Annotated in this window: 20 protein-coding genes and 1 pseudogene; 7 read left to right on the top strand and 14 right to left on the bottom strand. The window is 68.9% G+C overall.

Annotated features, from left to right (window positions below; all coding sequences use genetic code 11):
• Positions 1-140: 140 nt before the first annotated feature.
• From F1643_RS09770 to F1643_RS09740, 7 genes are all read right to left on the bottom strand, one after another.
• Positions 141-1,778, bottom strand: coding sequence for a GMC family oxidoreductase (locus tag F1643_RS09770; protein WP_194912847.1), 1,638 nt, complete (start codon positions 1,776-1,778; stop codon positions 141-143).
• 97 nt (positions 1,779-1,875) lie between these two features.
• Positions 1,876-2,760: a DMT family transporter gene (locus F1643_RS09765; protein WP_194912846.1), complete on the bottom strand. Its 885-nt coding sequence runs from the start codon at positions 2,758-2,760 to the stop codon at positions 1,876-1,878.
• A gap of 22 nt (positions 2,761-2,782) precedes the next feature.
• A complete protein-coding gene (locus F1643_RS09760; protein ID WP_194912845.1) occupies positions 2,783-5,296 on the bottom strand; it encodes a cation:proton antiporter in 2,514 nt (837 codons plus the stop codon).
• 305 nt (positions 5,297-5,601) lie between these two features.
• Positions 5,602-6,402, bottom strand: a complete 801-nt coding sequence (locus F1643_RS09755; protein WP_370540554.1) for an ankyrin repeat domain-containing protein — start codon at positions 6,400-6,402, stop codon at positions 5,602-5,604.
• A complete protein-coding gene (locus tag F1643_RS09750; protein ID WP_194912842.1) occupies positions 6,383-6,940 on the bottom strand; it encodes a hypothetical protein in 558 nt (185 codons plus the stop codon). Before F1643_RS09750 ends, F1643_RS09755 begins: the two co-directional genes overlap by 20 nt.
• Positions 6,826-7,557, bottom strand: a complete 732-nt coding sequence (locus tag F1643_RS09745; protein WP_194912839.1) for a hypothetical protein — start codon at positions 7,555-7,557, stop codon at positions 6,826-6,828. Before F1643_RS09745 ends, F1643_RS09750 begins: the two co-directional genes overlap by 115 nt.
• A gap of 4 nt (positions 7,558-7,561) precedes the next feature.
• Entirely contained in the window at positions 7,562-7,912 is a 351-nt protein-coding gene (locus F1643_RS09740; protein WP_149226801.1) for a hypothetical protein, read from the bottom strand.
• Between the two features lie 192 nt (positions 7,913-8,104).
• On the opposite strand from F1643_RS09740, the gene F1643_RS09735 reads away from it, so the two are divergent.
• Positions 8,105-8,749, top strand: coding sequence for an OmpA family protein (locus F1643_RS09735; RefSeq protein WP_255542599.1), 645 nt, complete (start codon positions 8,105-8,107; stop codon positions 8,747-8,749).
• A 33-nt stretch (positions 8,750-8,782) separates the two neighbouring features.
• Here F1643_RS09735 and F1643_RS09730 read toward each other — a convergent pair whose 3' ends face one another.
• From F1643_RS09730 to F1643_RS09720, 3 genes are all read right to left on the bottom strand, one after another.
• Positions 8,783-9,697, bottom strand: a complete 915-nt coding sequence (locus F1643_RS09730; RefSeq protein ID WP_194912835.1) for a LysR substrate-binding domain-containing protein — start codon at positions 9,695-9,697, stop codon at positions 8,783-8,785.
• Between the two features lie 76 nt (positions 9,698-9,773).
• Positions 9,774-10,355, bottom strand: a complete 582-nt coding sequence (locus F1643_RS09725) for a hypothetical protein (protein WP_194912949.1) — start codon at positions 10,353-10,355, stop codon at positions 9,774-9,776.
• Complete coding sequence (locus F1643_RS09720) at positions 10,356-10,940, bottom strand: DUF4365 domain-containing protein (RefSeq protein WP_255542598.1); 585 nt, start codon at positions 10,938-10,940, stop codon at positions 10,356-10,358.
• Between the two features lie 159 nt (positions 10,941-11,099).
• On the opposite strand from F1643_RS09720, the gene clpB reads away from it, so the two are divergent.
• Entirely contained in the window at positions 11,100-13,784 is a 2,685-nt protein-coding gene (gene clpB / locus F1643_RS09715; RefSeq protein ID WP_194912833.1) for an ATP-dependent chaperone ClpB, read from the top strand.
• An 81-nt stretch (positions 13,785-13,865) separates the two neighbouring features.
• On the opposite strand, the gene F1643_RS09710 is transcribed toward clpB, so the two are convergent.
• The gene (locus F1643_RS09710; RefSeq protein ID WP_149225763.1) at positions 13,866-14,540 is read right to left on the bottom strand and encodes a hypothetical protein; all 675 of its coding nucleotides are present in this window, start codon (positions 14,538-14,540) and stop codon (positions 13,866-13,868) included.
• Between the two features lie 432 nt (positions 14,541-14,972).
• Between F1643_RS09710 and F1643_RS09705 the strand changes: the two genes are divergently transcribed.
• The 5 genes from F1643_RS09705 to F1643_RS09690 are packed head-to-tail and all read left to right on the top strand — an operon-like array spanning position 14,973 to position 18,412.
• Entirely contained in the window at positions 14,973-15,758 is a 786-nt protein-coding gene (locus F1643_RS09705) for an SDR family oxidoreductase (RefSeq protein ID WP_194912831.1), read from the top strand.
• A gap of 23 nt (positions 15,759-15,781) precedes the next feature.
• Entirely contained in the window at positions 15,782-16,678 is an 897-nt protein-coding gene (locus tag F1643_RS22790; protein WP_370540553.1) for a chorismate-binding protein, read from the top strand.
• Positions 16,567-17,148 carry an anthranilate synthase component I family protein gene (locus F1643_RS22785; protein WP_370540555.1) on the top strand — a complete coding sequence of 194 codons (582 nt, stop codon included), beginning with the start codon at positions 16,567-16,569 and terminating at the stop codon, positions 17,146-17,148. The genes F1643_RS22790 and F1643_RS22785 overlap by 112 nt, the downstream gene beginning before the upstream one ends.
• A complete protein-coding gene (locus tag F1643_RS09695) occupies positions 17,145-17,951 on the top strand; it encodes an aminotransferase class IV (RefSeq protein ID WP_194912828.1) in 807 nt (268 codons plus the stop codon). Before F1643_RS22785 ends, F1643_RS09695 begins: the two co-directional genes overlap by 4 nt.
• A gap of 17 nt (positions 17,952-17,968) precedes the next feature.
• The gene (locus tag F1643_RS09690) at positions 17,969-18,412 is read left to right on the top strand and encodes a GyrI-like domain-containing protein (protein ID WP_194912827.1); all 444 of its coding nucleotides are present in this window, start codon (positions 17,969-17,971) and stop codon (positions 18,410-18,412) included.
• A gap of 148 nt (positions 18,413-18,560) precedes the next feature.
• Here F1643_RS09690 and hutU read toward each other — a convergent pair.
• From hutU to hutI, 3 genes and pseudogenes are all read right to left on the bottom strand, one after another.
• Positions 18,561-20,154 (bottom strand): annotated as a pseudogene (hutU, locus tag F1643_RS09685) (urocanate hydratase).
• 138 nt (positions 20,155-20,292) lie between these two features.
• Positions 20,293-21,021, bottom strand: a complete 729-nt coding sequence (gene hutC, locus F1643_RS09680; protein WP_194912826.1) for a histidine utilization repressor — start codon at positions 21,019-21,021, stop codon at positions 20,293-20,295.
• Positions 21,018-22,265: an imidazolonepropionase gene (gene hutI, locus F1643_RS09675; protein ID WP_194912825.1), complete on the bottom strand. Its 1,248-nt coding sequence runs from the start codon at positions 22,263-22,265 to the stop codon at positions 21,018-21,020. Before hutI ends, hutC begins: the two co-directional genes overlap by 4 nt.
• Positions 22,266-22,293 lie beyond the last annotated feature (28 nt).

Here is a 22,293-nt window from a genome sequence, read left to right as displayed (position 1 = left end):
CATCCGCCGCCGATCTGCGGAGTTTCCTGGATCCCCGCCTTCGCGGGGATGACGCAAAGTTCCTTTTGTTCCAGAAGCTTACCAATGTCTGGAATTATGTGAATGCCATAGACCCGGGGAGAGGGAGAGGGCTTGCATCGCTACCCCCGCAGCGCCGCGCGGCGGTCCGCCCGCATCAGGGCGGCGCCGCGCTCGGCGATCATCACCGTCGGCGTGTTGGTGTTGCCCGAGGTCAGGGTCGGCATCACCGAGGCGTCGATCACCCGCAGGCCGCGCATCCCGCGCACCCGCATCTCGGCGTCCGTTACGGCGGTGGCGTCGTCCCTGCCGCCCATCCGGCAGGTGCCGACGGGATGGAAGATGGTGGTGCCGATGTCGCCCGCGGCATTCGCCAACTCCTCCTCCGTCTGAAAGCTTGGGCCGGGCTTGTATTCCTGCGGATGATAGGGGGCGAGCGCCGGCTGCGCGACGATGCGGCGGGTCAGCGCCAGCGCCTTCGCCGCCTTCGCCCGGTCGGCCGGGTCGGACAGGTAGCAGGGGGCGATGGCCGGATTCTCGCGATGATCGGCCGAGGTGATCCGCGTCCAGCCGCGCGACGCCGGGCGCAGGTCGCAGACGCTGGCGGTGAAGGCCGGGAAGGCGTGCAGCGGATCGCCGAACTTCTCCAGCGACAACGGCTGCACATGGTATTCCAGGTCGGCCGTCTCGATCTCCGCCGAGGATTTGGCGAAGACCCCGAGCTGGCTGGGCGCCATGGTCAGCGGCCCCTTGCGGAACAGGGCGTATTCCAGCCCCATCATCGCCTTGCCGAACAGGCTGCCCGCCCGCTTGTTCAGCGTCAGCACCCCATCGACCTTGTAGATCATGCGCAGCTGCAGATGGTCCTGCAGGTTGGCGCCGACGTCCGGCGCGTCAAGCACCACCGGAATCCCGAGGGCCTCCAGATGCTTCGCCGGCCCGATGCCGGAGCGCTGGAGGATCGCCGGGCTGCCGATGGAACCGGCGGCCAGCACCGTCTCGATCCGGGAGGTCGCCCGCGCCTCCTCCCCCTTCACGGTGAAGCGGACGCCGGTGACGCGGCCGTCGGCGATCTCCACCTTGTCGATGGCCGCCTCGATGGCGAGTTTCAGGTTCGGCCGGTCGAGCGCAGGGCGCAGGAAGGCCTTGGCCGCGCTCCAGCGGATGCCGCCCTTCTGGTTCACCTCGAAGCTGCCGACGCCGAAATTGTCGCCGCGGTTGAAGTCCTCGGACCTTGGGATGCCGGCCTGATGCGCCGCCTCGGCGAAGCGGTCGAGCAGGTCCCAGCGCAGCCGCTGCCGCTCCACCCGCCATTCGCCGCCGACGCCGTGCATCTCGTCGGCGCCGCGCCAGTAATCCTCGCTGCCCTTGAAGACCGGCAGAACCTCCTTCCAGCTCCAGCGGCTGTCGCCGGTGATGGCGGCCCATTCGTCGTAGTCGCGCGCCTGCCCGCGCATGGCGATCATGCCGTTGATCGAGGAACAGCCGCCCAGCACCTTGCCGCGGGCATAGTGGATGCTGCGCCCGTTCAGCCCGGCCTCCGCCTCCGTCTTGAAGCACCAGTCGGTGCGCGGGTTGCCGATGCAGAACAGGTAGCCGGCGGGGATGTGCAGCCACACCCAGCTGTCCTTGCCGCCCGCCTCCAGCAGCAGGACCGAGACGTCGGGATCGGCCGACAGCCGGTTGGCCAGCACGCAGCCGGCCGTGCCGCCGCCCGCTATGATGTAGTCGAAGCTGCCGAAATCGAGCACGTCCGCCATCGCTTCCCTCCCGGGGGATTTATCGATTTGTCAGACATATTAGATTGCTGACCCATCGAACGATCCAGCGAAATTTTGCCGCGCCCGACGCTTTCGCTCACTTCCGGTTCACCAGCGCCACGCCGCAGACCGCCACCGCCATGCCGGCCAGCGCCGCGACGCCCAGCTTCTCGCCGAACAGGATCCAGGCGACGAGCGCGGTGACAGGCGGGGTCAGGTAGAACAGGCTGGCGACCTTGGCCGCAGCCCCGCGGCGGATCAGGGCGAACAGCAGGAAGATGGCGCCGACCGACAGCACGAAGCTGAGCCACAGCAGGGCGAACAGGAACTCCCCCGTCCATTGCACCTGCATGGTTTCGGTCAGCGGCGCCGCGACGGCCAGCACCAGCGCCGTGGCGGCATACTGGATGGCGGTGCCGCTGCGCAGATCCATCCCGCCGCCGTGGCGCTTCTGGTAGAGCGTGCCCAGCGTGATGCCGACCAGCGCCGCGACGGCATAGCCGATGCCGATCAGATGCTCCGCATCGACCGACAGCTTTTCCCGCACCACCAGCCCGACGCCGGCAAGGCCGAGCAGCAGCCCGGCCCATTGCCGGCCGCTCACCCGCTCGCCCAGCAGCGGGCCGGACAGCGCGGCGGTCAGCAGCGGCTGGATGCCGACGACCAGCGCCGTCACGCCGGCCGGCAGCCCGTGGGCGATGGCGAGGAAGACGCCGCTGAGATAGACGCCGTGCACCAGCAGCCCGGCCAGCGCGATCCGCCCGGCGGTCGGCCAGTCCTTCGGCCAGGGCGCGCGGCTCGCCAGCGCCACCAGCGCCAGCACGACGGCGACCAGCCCCAGCCGGATCAGCAGGAAGGTCAGCGGCTCCACGTAGGGAAGCCCGTATTTCGCCCCGATGAAGCCGGTGCTCCACAGCAGCACGAAAAGACCCGGCATCAGGCGCAGCCAGGTCTGGCCGCCGCCCGTCGCGGTCTCGCTCATGAAAAAATCCCTTCCCCTGCGGTCAGCTCACCGCCGGGACGGCCGGGGACGACTGGGTCGGCTGGCGGCGCGCCTCGGCGACCGCCTGGATGTGGGATCGCAGATCCGCGTCCTTCTGCACCAGCCGGCGGAAATCCTTCTCATCCAACACCAGCAATTGGCAATAGCCGAGCGCCCGCACGTCTGCATTGCGCCGCTGGCGGGTCAGCAGCGCCATCTCGCCGAAGAAGTCGCCGGTACCCAGCTTCACCGGCTCCGCCAGATTGGGCACCAGCACCTCGACCGCGCCGGACGCGATGAAGAACATGGCGTCGCCGCGCTCGCCCTTGCGCACGATGGTCTCGCCCGGCAGGGCCAGCTGGGCGCGCAGCAGCGTGGCGATGGTCGTCACCCGCTCGGCCGGGAGGTCGGCGAACAGCGGCACCCGGCGCACCAGCTCCGCCACGTCGAAGCGGACGTCCAGCTTCGGCAGGCGTTCCAGCACCCGGCGGCGCTGCTCCAGGTCGCGCTCCAGGTCGGTCAGCACCTCCTGGCTGATGATCGATTCGGCGTAGAGGGTCCGATAGTCGGCATGCTCCAGCCGCAGGGCGGCGCGGCCGACGTAGCGGCTCTGCAGCACCACGGCATAGTCGGGATACTGCAGCTTCAGGGCCGACAGCGCCTGCTCGACGATGCCCAGCCGGCCGACCAGCATGCCTTCCAGCTCGAACGCCACCTCCTGCCCCAGCACGCGGGCCAGCCGGTCGCGGGTGAAGGCCAGCAGCTCGCGCAGCACGGTGCGCACGGCGACCAGCACCTCGAACCGCATCGACAGGCGCCGGGCCAGCGGCCGGTGGATGCCGAACCGGCGCTGCAGCCAGCTGGCTCCCCGCATCCAGGGGGAGAAGGCGATGAAGGGCTCCTCGAAGGCGCGGTAGCCGTTGCGGCCCTGGAGCTTCACGGCGTCCAGCAGCCGGCCGCTGCGCCCGGCCAGCATCTCCATCACCGCGCGCGACACCACGCCTTCGGAGAAGTGGGCGTAATAGAGTTCTTCCTCGCGGTTCACCAGGATGACGAGACCGATGGTGATGCGGTCCTCGTCGGTCAGCTTCGCCTCGTCCCGGCTGTCCTGGTCGATCTTCTTCAGCCGCTCCTCGTAGCGGGAGATCATCACGTCCTTGACGGCGCCGTCGACCTCATAGGTCTGGGCGACGGCGGCGACGCGGTCGCGGATGCTGTCGGTGGACAGCGCCAGCGCCCGGTTGCGCATGGCGCGCTCCACCGGCGTCAGTTCGTCCAGCTTCAGCACGCGGATCAGCCAGCGCAGCGTGGTGCCGTTGACGAACAGCGTGACGAAGACGAAGCCGGTGACCATCACCGCGACGAAGCTCTGGACGGGGTCCGGCACGCGGAAATTCTCGGTCACCGCCAGGGCCAGCGTCAGCGACACCGCCCCGCGCAGCCCGCCCCACAGCATCACCGACTTGTAGGAATTGCTGACCTTCTGCGCCAGCCCGGCCCAGGACAGCACCGGCAACAGGCCGAACAGCACGACCGCCCGCGCCGCGAAGGCGGCGGCGACCACCACCAGGACCAGCCCGACCTCCGCCCATCCCGCGTCGGCCATCAGCCGCGGCACCAGGATGGCGGTCAGCAGGAAGATCAGGGAGTTCGCCCAGAAGCCCAGCTGCTGCCAGACATGCTCCATGGCGCCCCAGGTGGCGGGGGAGATGCGGGTGCGTCCGACCGACCCGATGACCAGGGCCGAGGCCACCACCGCCACCACGCCCGACGCGCCGACATAATGCTCCGCCAGCACGTAGGACAGATAGGCCAGCGCCACCGTCAGCGTGATCTCCGCCATCGGCTGGTTGCGCATCGGCTCCACCAGCATGCAGACGATGCGGCCGCAGATATAGCCGGTGACGACGCCGCCGATGAAGTCGCGCAGGAAGTCCAGCGCCGCCGCCCCCGCCCCGCCATGGGAGGTGCGCGTCAGCATCTCCAGCAGCAGGGTGAACAGGGCGATGGCCGCGGCGTCGTTCAGCAGGCTCTCGCCCTCGACCAGCGTGGTCAGCCGCCTCGGCGCGCCGAGGTCGCGGAAGATGCCGATGACCGCCGCCGGGTCGGTGGAGGCGACGATCGCCCCCAGAAGCAGGCAGGCGACCAGCCCCAGCGAGGTGAACAGGCTGACCGCATAGCCGACGGCGAAGGTGCAGACGAACACCGCCACCACCGCCATCAGCAGGATCGGCCCCAGATCGTCGAACAGCCGCCGCACATCGACCGCCAGCGCCGTTTCGAACAGCAGGATCGGCAGGAAGACGTGCAACAGGATGTCGGACGAGACGTCCAGCTCGGCCAGCGAGTTCAGGAAGTCGTGGAACGGATCCTTGCCCGGCCCGGCGAAGGTCTGGATCACCGCGCCCAGCGCCACGCCGACGCCCGCCAGCAGCACCGTGTAGGGCACCTGGAAGCGGGCGGCCAGCGGCGGCAGGAAGCTGACGAGGGCGAGAAGCCCGGCAACGCCGAGGACTTGGATGACGATGTCGTGCATGTTCCCACGGGGACGGCTGCGGCGTGGGCTGCACGGTATCGCCGCACTGTGGCCGGAGCAAGACCGGGAACCACGGAGTCCTGCGGCAAAAATGGTCCCTGACGGAGAGCCCCTTCTACTGGAACGCGGCGATGTAGTCTGCTGACAGAGCCGCTCTCCCCTTGCGGGGCGGGATCGGCCAAACGCCAACGGCGTTTTGCCGACCCGCGGGTTGGGGTGAGGGGCGCAAATTGATTTCCACCGGCCTACGGCCCCACACCCCTCATCCCGCCCCACAAGGGGAGAAGGGCTTCCTAAAAGGAACCTCACCGCGGCGGCGGTGCCGCGATGCCGCGCGACTGCAGATACTGGCGGCAGCGCCGTTGCCAGTCCGAAAGCGGCGAGGACGGGTCGAGGACGGCATGGAAGATATAGTCGGCCGCCGCATCCTCCGACACCGGCGAGCGGTGCAGCGCGTCGGCGTTGCGGCCCAGCAGATAGGCCACGACGTGGAACTGGTTCATGCGGGCCAGCACCAGCGTCACCGTGCTGCCGCTCTCGTCGGTCGCCTCGATGTCGGCACCGGCGTCCAGCAGGATGCGGACGGCATCGGCGTTGCGGCGCAGGCCGGCATTGACCAGCACCGGCTCGCCGATGGAGTTGCGGGCGTTGGGATCGCCGCCGAAGGCAAGCAGCAGGCGCAGCCAGTCGGTATCCGTGCCCGACGCCACCATGGTCAGCGCCGATTCCCCGTCGCGGGCGCGGCGGTTGGGATCGGCCCCGGCCTCCAGCAGGGCCTTGGCCCCCGCCTTGCTGTTGTTGGCGATGGCGAACAGCAGCGGCGTCATCCCCTCCGTCCCGCCGGCATTCGGGTCGGCGCCTGCGGCGACCAACTGGCGCACGGCGGCGGCATCCCCCCGCCCGGCGGCGTCGGCCAGCCTCGCCGTGGCGGCATCGGGGAAGAAGTGGCTGGCAGGCGGCAGAGCGGCCATGGCGGACCTCGCGGCGAAAGGGGTGGGAAGGTGCGTCCAGCCTGCTGCGGCCAGCGCCACCAGGATCAACAGCCGGCGGAGAAAGGCAATGCCGGGCTTGGGCGCTGCGGCGCCCTCACCGGTGCAGGGCGGCACGCAGCTGCCCCTCGTCCGCGCGCTTCTGCTTTTCCAGTGCGTTGATCGGATAGTCCATGCCGTGCTTGGTGACGGAATCGGCGGCGACGCCCTTGACATACTCCATGCCCTTCTTGCCGGTGGCGGCACCCTGGAAGGCGTTGCCGTGCTCGTCGACCGCCTCAAGCGGCACATTCCTGCCGATGCTGGTCGGCATCGGCCCGACCGCGTTCTGCGCGGTGGTCAGCACCTCGCCGGCGACCTGATAATTGGTGACCTTGCCGGCGTTGGTGCGCGACTTGCCGAAGGCGGCGACCGTCTCGTCCTTCAGGCCAGCCGTGTTGAAGGTGGTGCAGGGCACGTCGGCCACCACCGCACCCGCGGTCGCCAGCCCGCCGCCCAGCGAATGGCCGGCCATCTCCAGCCGCGGCCCGACCTTGCTCTTCACCTTCTGCGCCGCCTGGATCGCCCGCTCGTAATAGTCGGAGCGCAAGCCGATGCCCTGCTGCAGGTTGTTGACCCAATCCTCCTTGGCGGTGAAGGTGGTTCCCTTCGGCACCAGAACGACCTGCGGCGGCGACCCGAACACCTTGGGGTCCGCCACATACAGCTCCGCCCGGAAGCCCGAGGCGGTGCCGGGTTCAGGTCGCTGGGGACGAGGCCGTATTTGCGCAGTTCAGCCGGGTCGTCGCTCAGCCGGGTCCAGCCGGGCGGCGGGGTCTTGGGCGAATCCGGGCCGTTCTCATGATGGTAGACGTCGGCGGCCAGCCGCGCGCGCTCCACCGCCTTGTTGTCGCGGGCGAAGCGTTCCGTCACCTCCGGCAGCACCTTCTTCTCGCGCGCCTCCTCGATCAGCGCCTGCCGTTCGGCGACGCGCTTGGCCTTGGCGTCGATTTCCGCCTGGGAACAGGGAATGGTCGGGTTCTTGGCGGGGACCGGGGCGTTGCGGCGGAAATGATCCGCCAGATCGTCGGTCAGCGTCTGGCCGGCGGCCTTGGCGCCGCGCTTGGCCGCCCCGCCGAAGTCGCCCTCCAGCACCGCCTCCCCGCTCTCCTTCAGGCCGGCCTTGACGGAGTCGGCCGCCATCCGGCCGCCGGTGCGCAGGGTCTGGTAGGTCGCCTTGGCCTTCGCCGTGGCGCCTTCGGCCATGTCGGCCAGCGTGGACAGGATCGCCATGGCGTCAGTCCCGCTGCGACAGGGCGGCGATCATGGCGTCGACCCACTCGGTCAGCCATTCCGCCTTCCGGTCGGCGGTCATCGCCGGGTCGGCCAGCACCTCGCGCGCTGCCGGGCTGTCCTCGTCGAAGCGGTCGCCGGCCAGCGCCGCGGTGACGATGTAGCAGGCCGCCTGCCAGCGCGTGGTCAGGCCATGGCCCTCCGCCCGCGCCAGCTGGTCGCGCCCGAACGCGAGGAACCTGTCGGCCGGCACCGGATCGGCATCCGGGAACCGGTCGGCGAGGTAGCGATGCACCGCCCGGATCAGATCCTCTTCCCCCAGCCGGTCCATCTGGGCCTGCGACAGAACGAACACGGTGCACCCCGATCGATTGCGTTATCGGGGTATGATAGAGGTGCAATCATTGACAGAGAAGCGGCAACGCCGGGTTTCCATGGCTGAGTTGGCCCGGGAGAGTACAACTCCGCCGTCAGGTCCTGGAACCGGGACACGCGGTCGATTACCATGGCTCCGGCTTTGCCCGAATCGGAGATAGGGGACGTGAGAATGGGGACGGTCGGAGTCTTGCGGCCGGCATTTGCCGGATTGGCGCTGTTGCTGGCGCTGCCGATGGCGCTTGGCGGCGTGGCGGCGGCCACCGAACCGACCTCCGCCCCCACCACGACGGAGGACTTCATCCGAGCCCTGCGGCCTGACGCGCCTGCGGCAGACGGGAAGCCCGACGGGAAGCCCAGGACCCGAGGCCTTGCGCTCAGCACCGGCAGTGCCGCGGAACCGGCGGCACCCCCGCCGGCACCGGCACCCGCCCCCGCCGCTGCCCCCGCCGCTGCCGCGAAGCCGAAGGCCGCACCCAGGATCAGCTTCCAGGTGGAGTTCGCCTTCAACTCGGCGGAGCTGACGCCGAAGGCCGCCGGCATCCTCGACGAGCTGGGCCGCGCCCTGACCTCCCCGGATCTCGCCGCCTACCGCTTCCAGCTGACCGGCCACACCGATGGCGTCGGCAATCCCGACTACAACCTCGCCTTGTCGAAGCGGCGGGCCGCCTCGGTGCGCGATTACCTGACCCGGAGCTTCGGCGTGTCGTCCAACCGGCTGGTGGCGATCGGCCGCGGGTCCCAGCAGCTGCTCGACCCCGCCAACCCGGCCAGCGACGCCAACCGCCGGGTGGAAATCGTCAATCTCGGCTCCTGACCACGGGGCGCCCGACAGCGGGGTGACGGCGGCTCAGCGCCAGCCGCCGTCCCGCGTCAGCCCGGCCAGGATGTCGCGCAGGATGGCATGCGCCGCGCGGGCGGCGACCGGCATCGGCCGGCCGGCGGCATGGGCCAGGAGGATGCTGCGGTCGATCTGCGGATCGACGATGGGCAGTCCGGTCAGGCGATCCGCCACCGCGCCATAGCGCGCCACCCGCTCCGACAGCACGGTGTAGCCGCAGCCTTCCGCCACCAGCGCCTTGATCTGTTCCAGCGCGTCGATCTCCATGGCGACGGTGACGCGGGCGCGGGCCAGCAACGCTGCGTGCTCCACCTCCTCGCGCACGCCGTGCGGGCGGCCGGGCAGGATCAGCGGCAGGGCCAGCGCCTCGGCGAAGGGGATCGACTTGCGTCCGCGCAGCAGCGGGTCGTCCGCCGGCCCGACCAGATGCAGGCTTTCCCGCGCCACCAGTTCGGTTTCCAGCCCGCCCATCTCCGCGGCGCCGAACACCAGAGCCAGATCGAGCTGCCCCGACAGCACCCATTCCAGCATGTGGCCGGACAGCCCCTCCACCACCCGCAGCCGGATCTGCGGATGGGCGCGGCGCACCGCCAGCGCCAGCGGCACGGTCAGCACCGGCCCCAGCGAGGTCGGAATGCCGACCGTCGCCGGACCGGCCGGCACCGCCTCCACCGCGCGCACCTCGTCGCGCAGCCCGTCCATCGAGTCGATCAGCGCCGCCGCCCGTTGCGCCAGCCGCCGCCCGCTTTCCGTCGGCACCACGCCGCGCGCCGTGCGCAGGACCAGCTGGCAGCCGAAATCCTCCTCCATCCGCTTCAGATGCAGGCTGAGCGCCGGCTGCGCCACCCGCAGCGCCTCCGCCGCGCGGGAGATCGAGCCATGCTCGACGATGCCGAGGAAATAGCGAAGCTGCCGTATGTCCATACTGCCGGAATCCTTGCCGCCCATATCGCGGGGCTATGAAGAGGACGGCGAGGATCGCGTGTCAATATGGGAGGAATCAGTGCTTTCGGAAATTGGATGATTGATTCAGAAAATCTCTCAGTTCATTGAACTGAGAGGCGCCCCCGGAGGTTGACAACGCTGCCTCCTCCGCGGCCAAAGCAGCTAGTTCTATAAACTTGGCCAAGTCGTATAGATCGCTGCGGGCGGCGTCGCTCCCTAAAGAATCAAGGCATGCTTTTATAGCTAGTGCAAGATCTGCTCTATCGCTGTTCATACCCCTGAAGGGTCGAGACGACTCGATTTTTGCGCTGTCGTTGAGCGCTGCCTGCTGTTCTGAATACTTCTTCCTTCTGTAATCGTCCAGTTCCTCGCAGAATTCTTTCGGTTGTTTATTTTTGGCCTTGGCAAGGGAATGGAACAAATCGACCATACGCCATTTGAAATCCCCGGCATCCTGTGTGTTGGGGATAACGGCTTCATAAACCTGTTCGTTGACTTGTAGGCGATACAATCTTGCCAGAGATCCATATGGACCTGCATCCACCCAACCATTGCCTTTGAGATAGGTGACGATGTCGTCTGGAGTCAGCGACTCCGCCGTATCGAGCATCTTTGCAGTTATCATGTCGGTAGACATTCAAGAACCTCCCCGACCGGCAAAGTCGGCCCGCTCCAGCAGATCAAGGATAGCATGATGATCGAACAGGCTGTCCGGCGAAATACGAACGGCGACGCTCTTTGTTCCGACGTCCGGAGCACCTCGCATATCGACCCAATAAGCGGTACCGCGCATGACGGCGGCATCGGAGTCCACTTCGAGCCAATCATCAGGATCGTCCGGCAGATCCATCACAACCAGCAAAACCGGGCAACTCGCCGGCCGGCGTATGAGATCATAGGTGCGACGGTCCAACGGAAAGGACAAGGCACGTCCACTGTCGATTCTTGCAAGGCGGACCGTCGCCTTCAGTTGGATCAGGATCCTTGCAGTGAGAGACCCTTCAACCGGCGATATCCACAGGTCCACGCCATTGCGATCCACTTCTGGGGTGAAAACCTGACAGCCGGCACGCGCCGCAACCATGGCTACGAATGCGTGTGAAAGCCGCTCTTTGATGTCGCATGTTTTGGTTGTGACAACCGGCATGGCATAGGTTTCGAATGGATGGCGTCTATGAAAGTTCGCGCTTTCATACCAGTTGCCAATCAGGTTTTGGTGCAATTTTCGTCAGAGTGGTGCCGCAACTACCCCCCTCTTGATCGCCGCAAATCCGTTAACCATTTACCCATCAGGCACCGGGCGGTCGCGCATTTTGCGGACCGCGGAGGCGCCGTTCCGCGCCGGATGACTGGGCGGAAGACCTTGGAAACGGAGTGCCGGATGGACTTCGGTCAATTCACCGATCGTGCGCGTGGCGTCATTCAGGCCGCGCAGATCGCCGCCCTCGCCGAGCGGCATCAACAGCTTCTCCCCGAACATCTGCTGAAGGCCCTGATCGACGACGCCAGTGGCGTGGCGGCGCGTCTGGTGCGCGATACCGGCGGCGATCCCGACCTGCTGAAGTCCGCGACCGAGGACCAGCTGTCCCGCGCTCCGGTCCAGCCCGGCGCCAACGAAGGCCCGCAGCCGCTCTACATGTCGCCGGCGCTGGCCGCCGTGCTGCAGGGCGCCGTCGCCTCGGCGCGCAGCGGCGGCGACCGCTTCGTCACCGCCGAACGGCTGCTGGAGAGCCTCGCCCGCCAGAGCGGCCCGCTGCGCGCGCTGTTCCGCCGCGCCGGCGTCGATGCCGACGCTTTGGCCGCAGCCGCCGATGCCCAGCGCAAGGACCATCCCGCCGACGCGGAGACCGAAACCACCTCCGGCGAGGCGCTGGCCCGCTACACCCGCGACCTGACGGAAGAGGCGCGGCAGGGCCGGCTCGACCCGGTCATCGGCCGTGACGACGAGATCCGCCGCACCATCCAGGTCCTGGCCCGCCGCACCAAGAACAACCCTGTCCTGATCGGCGAGCCCGGCGTCGGCAAGACCGCCGTGGTCGAAGGTCTGGCCCAGCGCCTGGCCTCCGGCGACGTGCCGGAAGGGCTGAAGGACCGGCGCGTCCTGGCGCTCGACCTCACTGCCCTGCTGGCCGGCGCCAAGTTCCGCGGCGAGTTCGAGGAACGACTGAAGTCGGTTCTGAGCGAGGTGCAGGAGGCCAACGGCCGCATCATCCTGTTCATCGACGAACTGCACACCCTGATCGGCGCCGGCCGCACCGATGGGGCGATGGACGCCGCCAACATGCTGAAGCCCGCGCTGGCCAGAGGCGAGCTGCGCTGCGTCGGCGCCACCACGCCGGACGAGTACCGCAAGTACATCGAGAAGGACGCGGCGCTGGCCCGCCGCTTCCAGCCGGTGACGGTGGACGAGCCGACGGTGGACGATGCGGTGTCGATCCTGCGCGGCATCAAGGGCAAGTACGAGGTGCACCACGGCGTGCGCATCGCCGATGCGGCGGTGGTCGCGGCGGTCAGCCTGTCGGCGCGCTACATCGGCGACCGCCGGCTGCCCGACAAGGCCATCGACCTCGTGGACGAGGCGGCGAGCCGCCTGCGCATGGCCATCGACAGCAAGCCGGAGGCGCTTGACGCCGTCGACCGCCGGGTGGCCCAGTTGAAGATCGAGCGCGAAGCGCTGAAGGCAGAGCCGGACGCCGCGTCGCAGGAACGGCTGCACGTCCTCGAAGGCGAACTGGTCGAGGCGGAAGCCCGCCAGTCCTCGATGGAAGAGGAATGGCGCGCCTCGCAGTCCCGCCGCACCGAGGGCCGCCGCCTGAAGGAGGAGCTTGACCAGGCCCGCACCAGGTTGGAGCGCGCCCAGCGCGACGGCGACTGGGCCAAGGCCGGCGAGCTGGCCTATGGCGTGGTGCCCGACCTGGAGAAACGTTTGGCCGAGGCCGAATCGCGCGCCAGCACGGAGCGTGACGAGGTGACGGCCAAGGACATCGGCGCCGTCGTCACCCGCTGGACCGGCATTCCGGTCGAACGGATGCTGGAGGGCGAACGCCAGCGGCTGAAGGGCATGGAGGACAAGCTGGCCGAGCGCGTCGTCGGCCAGAAGGAGGCCGTGCGAGCGGTGTCCAAGGCGGTGCGGCGTGCCCGTGCCGGGCTGAAGGACCCCAGCCGCCCGACCGGCTCCTTCCTGTTCCTGGGCCCCACCGGCGTCGGCAAGACCGAGTTGGCCAAGGCGCTGGCCGCCTTCCTGTTCGACGACGAGACGGCGATCACCCGGCTCGACATGTCGGAGTACATGGAAAAGCACGCGGTCAGCCGCATGATCGGCTCGCCGCCGGGCTATGTCGGCTATGACGACGGCGGTTCGTTGGCCGAACGCATCCGGCGCCGGCCCTATCAGGTCGTGCTGTTGGACGAGGTGGAGAAGGCGCATCCCGACGTGCTGAACGTCCTGCTGCAGGCGCTCGACGACGGACGGCTGACCGATGGGCAAGGCCGCACCGCCGATTTCCGCCACGCCATCCTCATCATGACCTCCAACCTGGGGGCCGAGGCGCTGAGCGCCTTGGGCGACCACGAGGATATGGCCGGCGCGACGGTCGAGGTGATGGACGCGGTCCGCAAGGCCTTCCGGCCGGAGTTCCTCAACCGGTTGGACGATGTCCTGATCTTCCGCCGGCTGGGCCGGGACCAGATGTCGCGCATCGTCGACATCCAGCTCGCCCGCGTCAACGAGCGGCTGGCAGAGCGCGGCGTCACGCTGGCGGCGGACGCGGCGGCGAAGCGGCGGCTGGGCGATCTCGGCTGGGATCCGGCCTTCGGCGCCCGTCCGCTGAAGCGGGCCATCCGGGGCCTTGTCGAGGACCCCATCGCCGAGCGTCTGCTCGACGAGGAGGTAGAGGGCAAGACCACCATGACCCTGTCGGTGGTCGACGGCCGGCTGGCGCTGGACGGCGTGGTGGTCGAGGAGGACCGCGCGCACGGCTTCAAGGCGCCAGAGCGTCCGCCGCTCGGCTTTGCCCTGCCGCCGGTGGCGAGCGCCGCCACGGCGCGGGAGGCGTCGGTCCACTGACCAGCCTCCCGCAGTAACGGAGAAGGCCCCGGATGCGTCGCAACCGGGGCCTTTTTCATGGCCGGGTGACGGTCGGACGGATCAGACCAGCACGGCGCCCTTGACCTTGCCCACGCGCCTGAAATGCTGATTGTTGCTGAGATGATGGTGGAGGAAGGAGGGGTTGTAGTAACGCGCCTCCATACCGAAGACTGCCTGCATGTTCTGCAGCGGGAAGCTGCCCTGGACCGCGATGTTCGACTGCTCCATCGCCACCAGATAGCAATAAACCACATGGCCGGAGCAGAAGAAGGCCTCCCGCCCGCCGGCCATCAGCTGGTCGAGCAGGGTGTTGATGCGGTCGGTGGACTGCACGCCACCCCCGCGGCCGAGCGACTTGACGGCGCCGCCGATGGTGTAGGGCATCTGGGTGGTGCCCCCTTGGGCGAAGCCGCCGCCGACGATGCCCTGCCGCATCATGATCGCAGTCTGCGCCGCCCCTTCGCCGATGCCGGGGGTGGTGCAGCGGAAGACGTCATAGCTGTAGTTGGCGTTCTTGGTCAGCAGGTTGTTTTCCTGCAGCCCGTCACCGTCCATCTCGATGATGGTCGTGGGGGAACTCGCGATGCCGGCATGGATGAAGTCCGACTTTCCCCGGCTGAACAGCTGGCCGATCTTGATGGCGATACCGGTGGCGCCCAGGCCGTGCCGATGCTTGATCATGATGTCGCCGGCCTTCACGGCCCCGATCACCGCGTTGGAACGCGCTCGTGTCATGCCCTGTCTCCCTGTGACGAACCGTGCGCCGACATCCGCGGTCGCTTGCGGCCCTGTTCCGCAAACCCACTATACGAAATAACGAGGTGTCGGCGAAAGAAGTACCACCACTCGAACAATCCGCTTTTCATCGAACAGCGGGGATGGATGCCCGAACTATTATCGACCTTGATTACCTGATCTCCTGAAGGCGCTGTTTTCGTGAAATTTCTTCAGCCTTTAATGGCATTTGAGCCAGACGATCAACCGTGGCAGAGCGGTTCCTCCCTGCCCGGGCAGCCGGATGGCTCCTGCACGACGACCGTCCGGCGTGACCATGCGCCCCGATTCGACACCCCGGCAGCATGCGGGGTGCCATCGGGCCTGCGGGTCTGCTAAATCTCCGCCGCCGCCCCCAGCACGGGCGGCGCCGCAACAGCCTGGGGGGCAGACATGGCCGCGACGATCCCACCCTATCTGTCGACTTTCTCGCTCACCGGACAGGTGGCGCTCGTCACCGGGTCGGGCCGCGGCCTGGGGCTGGAGATCGCGCGGGCGCTGGCCGGGTCGGGTGCGCATGTGCTGCTGAACGGCCGCGACGCCGCGACGCTGGAGGCGCGTGTCGAGGAGATACGGACTGCCGGCGGGACCGCTTCGGCCCTGGCCTTCGACGTGTCGGATCGGGCGGCGGTGCGCGATGCCTTCGCCCGGATCGACCGCGACCATGGGCGGCTCGACGTGCTGGTCCAGAATGTCGGGCAGCGCAACCGCAAGCCGCTGGCCGAGTTGACCGATGACGAGATCATGGCTCTTCTCGACGTCGATCTGGCCTCCAGCCTCATCCTGGCAAGGGAGGCAGCGCGCCTGATGCTGCCGCGGGGCCGGGGCCGTCTGATCGCCATCACCTCGGTCGCCGGGCAGATCTCGCGGGCCAACGACAGCGTCTATGCCTCGGCGAAAGCCGGGCTGAACGGCATGGTGCGGGCATTGGCCGCCGAATACGGTCCGCATGGCCTGACCAGCAACGCCATCGCGCCGGGCTTTTTCGCAACCGAAACGAATGCGGCCATCGCCGCCGATCCCGAGCGCGGGGCCTATTTCGCCAACCGCACGCCGTTGCGCCGCTGGGGCCGGCCGGAGGAGATCGCCGGGGCGGCGGTATTCCTGGCGTCGGCCGCGGCGTCCTATGTCAACGGCCATGTCTTGGTCGTGGACGGCGGCGCCACCATCTTGATGTGAGCCGCCGGCCGATTGCCCCCGCCATGCTGACCATTCCGATCTCCTGCGGCGACCCCGCCGCCCTGTTCCGCCCCTGGGCCACCCAGCCCTGGGCCATGCTGCTCGACAGCGCGGCGCCCCATCCGCAGAACGGGCGCCATTCGTATATCGTTGCGGAACCGTTCCAAACGGTCGAATCCATCGGCGGACGGACGCTGGTCGATGGGGCGCCGGTGTCCGGCAGTCCCTTCGACGCACTGGAACGGGCGCTGGCAGCATATCCCCTGCCCTCCATCGGCCCGGTTCCCTTCACCGGCGGGGCGGTGGGCTTCGTCGGTTACGAGGCCGGAACGGCTTTGGAAGGGCTGCGCTCCCGCCATGGCAATCCGGGCGGACAGCCGGACATGGCCTTCGGCCTCTACGATGTGGTCGCCGCCTTCGACCGCAAGACGCAGAGCGCCTGGGCCATCGCCGCCCGGCCGGAGGCGGAGGAGCGCGCCCGCCGCATGGCCGCGCGGCTGTCCGTTCCGGCACCGGAACAATCGGCCGGACCGGCCCCGCTGCGCTGGCGGTCGGAGCTGTCGCGTCCCGACTATCTCGACCGGGTCGGCCGGGTGCTGGAGTACATCCGCGCCGGCGACATCTATCAGGCGAACTTCACCCAGCGTTTCCTGGCCGACGTGGACGGGACGCTTGACGCCTATGCGCTGTACGAGCGTCTGCGCCGTCTCAGCCCGGCACCCTTCGCCGCCTTCCTGAACTGCGGCCCCGGCTGCGGCTGGCGGGTGCCTCGCCCGAGCGCTTCATCCGGCTGTGCGCCGACCGGACCATCGAGACGCGGCCGATCAAGGGCACCCGCCCGCGCCATGCCGATCCGGCGACCGACGCGGCGGCCGCGGCAGAGCTGTCGGCCAGCATCAAGGACCGGGCGGAAAACCTGATGATCACCGATCTGCTGCGCAACGATCTGGCGCGCGTGTCGGAGGTCGGCAGCGTCAGGGTGCCGGTGCTGTTCGGGCTTGAGAGCTTCGCCAGCGTCCATCATCTGGTATCGGTCGTCACCTCCCGGCTGCTGCCGGGGCTGGGTCCGGTCGATCTGCTGCGCGCCGCCTGCCCCGGCGGATCGATCACCGGCGCGCCGAAGATCCGCGCCATGCAGATCATCGACGAGCTGGAGGTCGCCCGCCGCGGCGCCTATTGCGGCTCGGTCGCCTGGATCGGCTTCGACGGCGCCATGGACAGCAACATCGTCATCCGCACCCTGTCGGTGACGCAGGACCACGTCATCGCCCAGGCCGGAGGCGGCATCGTCGCCGATTCCGATCCGGCGGCGGAACATGAGGAGATGCTGGTCAAGGCCCGCGCCCAGCTGCGCGCGGCAGGAGACCCGGCAGTGGAGGGAATGGCATGACCATCTGGCTGAACGGGCGGCTGATGCCGGCTGCGGAGGCGCGGATCGACCCGGCCGACCGCGGCTTCACCCTGGGCGACGGGCTGTTCGAGACGATCCGCGTCAAGGGCGGCGCACCGCGCCACCTGTCCCGCCATCTCGGCCGGCTGTCCGCCGGGACCGCTCTGCTGCGCCTGCCGCTGCCATATGAGGCCGCAGCCCTATCGAAGGCGATGGAGGCGCTGATCGAGGCGACCGGCACCGCTGACGGCGTGCTGCGCCTGACCCTGTCGCGCGGCACCGGCGCCCGCGGGGTGCTGCCGCCGCCGGACGCCCGCCCGACCGTGATGATGACGGTCGCCCCCGCCGTCCATATGACGGCGCCGGTCGCCGCCGTGATCGCCCGCAGCACCCGCCGCAACGAACACTCGCCACTGTCGCGGCTGAAGTCGCTGAACTACCTGGAGTCCATCCTGGCCCGGCAGGAGGCGGCGGAGCGCAGCGCAGACGAGGCGCTGCTGCTGAACGGCGCCGGCCGTCTGGCCGAATCCAGCATCGCCAACCTCTTCCTGTCGGTCGGCGGCCGGCTGCTGACCCCGCCGGTCGCCGACGGTGCCCTTCCCGGCATCCGCCGCGCCCTTATCCTGGAGCGCCACGGCGCGGTGGAGTCGCCGCTCATCCCCGACGATTTCGCCCGCGCCGACGAGGCGATCCTGACCAACAGCCTGGGCCTGCGCCCGCTGCTGTCGGTGGACGGCACGCCGGTCGGCAACGGCTCCGCCGGTCCGGTCCTCGCCCGGCTGCTGGCCGACCCGGACCTCTAAGCAAGCAAGGGACTGTCATGATCGAAACGGTGAGCTATCCCGAACTGACCGCCATCGGCTTGATGGTCGAGGCGACGCGGGAGGATCTGCCGGCGGCGGTATCGGCGGCTTGGGAGCGCCTGTTCACCGCCGACAGCGGCGCGACCTCCTTCGCGGCGGTGTCGCTGCCGGAGGAGAACGGGATGCAGCGCGAACTGGTGGGATTCCTTGCCGCCACGGCCACGGAGATCCCGCCGGGCATGGTCCGCGTCGATCTCGATGCCGGCCGCTATCTGCGGCTCATCCATGACGGCCCGGTCTCCGCCATCCCGGACGGCTTCGCCCGGCTGCACGCCCACGCCGCGGCGAACGGCATGAAGGTGAGCGGCATCGCGCTCGATTTCGGCCATCGCCCCGGCATGCCCGACGGGCGCCACGAACTGCATCTGGCGCTGACACCGCAACTGCCGGCGCTGGGATGACGTAGGATCCCCTCTCCCCCCGGGGAGAGGGTTAGGGTGAGGGGGACGCGCGGCGGGACTTTCGCAAAATTCCTGAAATGCATCCCCCTCACCCCGCCCCTCTCCCCAGGGGGGAGAAGGGGAAGCACCTCACCAACACCCTCCCCGCTTACTTCAAAAACGGCAGGTTCAGCCCCTGCTCCTTGGCGCAGTCGATGGCGATGTCATAGCCGGCGTCGGCATGGCGCATCACGCCGGTGGCCGGATCGTTCCACAGCACGCGCTCCAGCCGCTTGGCCGCGGCGTCGCTGCCGTCGCAGACGATGACCATGCCCGAATGCTGCGAGAAGCCCATGCCGACGCCGCCGCCATGGTGCAGGCTGACCCAGGTCGCCCCGCTGGCGGTGTTCAGCAGCGCGTTCAGCAGCGGCCAGTCCGACACGGCATCGGTGCCGTCCTTCATCGCCTCGGTCTCGCGGTTCGGGCTGGCGACGGAACCGCTGTCGAGATGGTCGCGGCGATGACGATGGGGGCCTTCAACTCGCCCGACTTCACCATCTCGTTGAAGGCGAGGCCCAGGCGGTGGCGCTGCCCCAGCCCGACCCAGCAGATGCGCGCCGGCAGGCCTGGAACTGGATGCGCTTGGCCGCCATGTCGAGCCAGTTGTGCAGGTGCGGATCGTCGGGGATCAGCTCCTTCACCTTGGCGTCGGTCTTGCGGATGTCCTCCGGGTCGCCGGACAGGGCGGCCCAGCGGAAGGGGCCAACGCCGCGGCAGAACAGCGGGCGGATATAGGCGGGGACGAAGCCGGGGAAGTCGAAGGCGTTCTCCAGCCCCTCCTCCTTCGCCATCTGGCGGATGTTGTTGCCGTAATCGACGGTCGGGATGCCCATGGCGTGGAAGGCCAGCATCGCCTCGACCTGCACCCGCATCGACTTGCGCGCGGCGGCGGCCACCGCGGCCGGCTGGCTCTCGCGGGCGCTCTCCCATTCCTCCAGCGTCCAGCCCTGCGGCAGATAGCCGTTCACCGGATCATGGGCGGAGGTCTGGTCGGTGACGATGTGCGGCCGGGCCTTGATGTCGGTGCCGGCGCGGCGAGCCAGTTCCGGGAACACGTCTGCCGCGTTGCCGAGCAGGCCGACCGAGATCGCCTCGCCCTTCGCACACGCCTCGTCGATCCAGGCCAGCGCCTCGTCGAGGTCGGCGGTGTGGCGGTCGAGATAGCCGGTGCGGATGCGCATCTCGATGCTGCTGGGGCGGCATTCGACCGCCAGCATGCAGGCCCCGGCCATGGTCGCGGCCAGCGGCTGCGCCCCGCCCATTCCGCCGAGGCCGCCGGTCAGTATCCACTTGCCCTTCAGGTCGCCGTTGTAGTGCTGGCGCCCGGCCTCGACGAAGGTCTCGTAGGTGCCCTGCACGATGCCCTGGCTGCCGATGTAGATCCAGCTGCCGGCGGTCATCTGGCCGTACATCGCCAGACCCTTGCGGTCCAGCTCGTTGAAATGCTCCCAGGTCGCCCAGCGCGGCACGAGGTTGGAGTTGGCGATCAGCACGCGCGGCGCGTCGGCATGGGTGCGGAAGACGCCGACCGGCTTGCCCGACTGGACCAGCAGGGTCTCGTCGTCGTTCAGCGTCTTCAGCGCCGAGACGATGCGGTCGAAGCTCTCCCAGTCGCGGGCGGCGCGGCCGATACCGCCATAGACGACCAGCTCCTGCGGCCGTTCGGCGACGTCGGGGTCGAGGTTGTTCATCAGCATGCGCATCGGCGCCTCGGCGAGCCAGCTCTTGCAGCTCAGTTCGGGGCCGTGCGGGGCACGGATGACGCGCTGGTTGTCGAGGCGGGATGACATCTGGTGATGGCTCCTGGTGGCAGGGAGGTGCGTTTCTAGGGTCGGTTCTTGCTAATGGGGCGGCAGTTGGAAGCGCGCGCCCAGCCGGTAGCGGCTGCCGGGATGGACCAGCATCGCCACCGTCACCACCCGTCCGCCAACCCAGGTGCGGCGGGTCACGCGCAGGCAGGGTTCGGTGACGGGGATGTCCAGCAGCCGGGCGATCTCCGGCGTCGGCGACACCGCTTCGATGACATGCTCGACCTGCGGCGAGGATTCCAGCCGGATCAGGTATTCGCCCGGAGTCTGGCGGGTGAAGTCCTGGTCGAGATAGTCGGGGGCCACCGCCGGGTTGACCCAGCGTTCCTCCAGCTGGACCGGCACGTCGCTCTCGCTGTGGATGACGACGGAATGGAACAGCTTCGCGCCCACCGGCAGGTTGAAGCGGCGGGCCAGCCCGGCATCGGCGGTAACCGCGAGCAATTGCTCCACCCGGCAGGAATGGACGTTGCCGCGCTCGGCGATCTCGTCGGCGATGCTGCGCAGCTCCACCACGTCGGTGCTGGGCGGCCGTTCGGCGACGAAGGTGCCCAGCCCCTGCACGCGGGTCAGCAGCCCCTCGTCGGTCAGGTCGCGCAGCGCGCGGTGGACCGTCATGCGGCTGACCGAGAATTCCTCCAGCAGCTTGTGCTCCGAGGGGATCTGGAAGCCTTCCGGCCAGTCGCCGGAGCTGATCCGGCGGCGGATGGCCTCCTTGATCTGGGCATAGCGCGGCTGGGCGGTGGAGATGACGTCGCTCATGCGGCCTCCACACGCGGCTTGCGGACCACCCCGCCATTGACCACCGCCATGCAGGGGTTGAGGCCGATGGCGTAGGCCAGCTCCGCCGGATGCTCGATGCGCCAGACCGCCAGATCGGCGCGCTTGCCCGGCGCGATCACGCCGCGGTCGTCCAGCCCCAGCGCCTTCGCCGCATGGCGGGTGATGCCGGCCAGCGCCTCCGCCGGGGTCAGGCGGAAGAAGGTGCAGCCCATCGACAGCATCAGCAGCAGCGAGGTGACCGGCGAGGTGCCGGGATTGTTGTCGGTGGACAGCGCCATCGGCACGCCATGGCGGCGCAGCAGGTCGATGGGCGGCAGCCTGGTCTCGCGCAAGGCATAGAAGGCGCCGGGCAGCAGAACCGCCACCGTGCCGGCCTTGGCCATGGCGACGACGCCCTCCTCGTCCAGATGCTCGATATGGTCGGCCGACAGCCCGCCGAACTCCGCCACCAGCCGGGCGCCGCCGAGGTTGCTCAGCTGTTCGGCATGCAGCTTGACCGGCAGGCCGAGCCGCTTCGCCGCCTCGAACACCCGGCGGGTCTGGGCAACCGAGAAGCCGATGCCCTCGCAGAAGGCATCCACCGCGTCGGCCAGCCCGGCTTCGGCGATGGCCGGCAGCGTCTCGGCGCAGATGCGGTCGATGTAACCGTCCGGGTCGGTCTTGAACTCCGGCGGCAGGGCATGGGCGCCGAGATAGGTGGTGCGGACCTCCACCGGCCGGACCTGGGCCAGCCGGCGGGCGACGCAGAGCATGCGCGTCTCGGTTTCGGTGTCGAGCCCGTAGCCGGACTTGACCTCCACCGTCGTGACGCCTTCGGCCAGCAGGCTGTCCAGCCGCGGCAGGGTGGCGGCCAGAAGCTGGTCCTCGCTGGCGGCGCGGGTGGCGGTGACGGTGGACAGGATGCCGCCGCCGGCCCGCGCGATCTCCTCATAGGTCGCGCCGTTCAGCCGCATCTCGAACTCGCGGGCGCGGTTGCCGCCATAAGCGAGATGGGTGTGACAGTCGATCAGTCCGGGGGTCATCCAGCCGCCCTGCCCCGAATGGACCTGGCTCGCCAGCGCGTCGGGCGCATCGGTCAGGTCGGCGCGGCGTCCGACGAAGGCGATGCGGCCATCCTTGATGCCGACCGCCGCATCGGCGATGGCGCCGTAGCCGTCCCCGTCGCTCATCGTCGCGACGGACAGGTCGATCCACAGGGAATCCCACGGCGCGCTGGTCGGCATCGGTTCGGCTCCTTCCTACAAGTTCGTG

It is taken from the genome of Azospirillum sp. INR13 (assembly GCF_015390205.1).
Lineage (GTDB): Bacteria > Pseudomonadota > Alphaproteobacteria > Azospirillales > Azospirillaceae > Azospirillum.
This window is presented reverse-complemented; position numbering and strand designations above follow the sequence as displayed.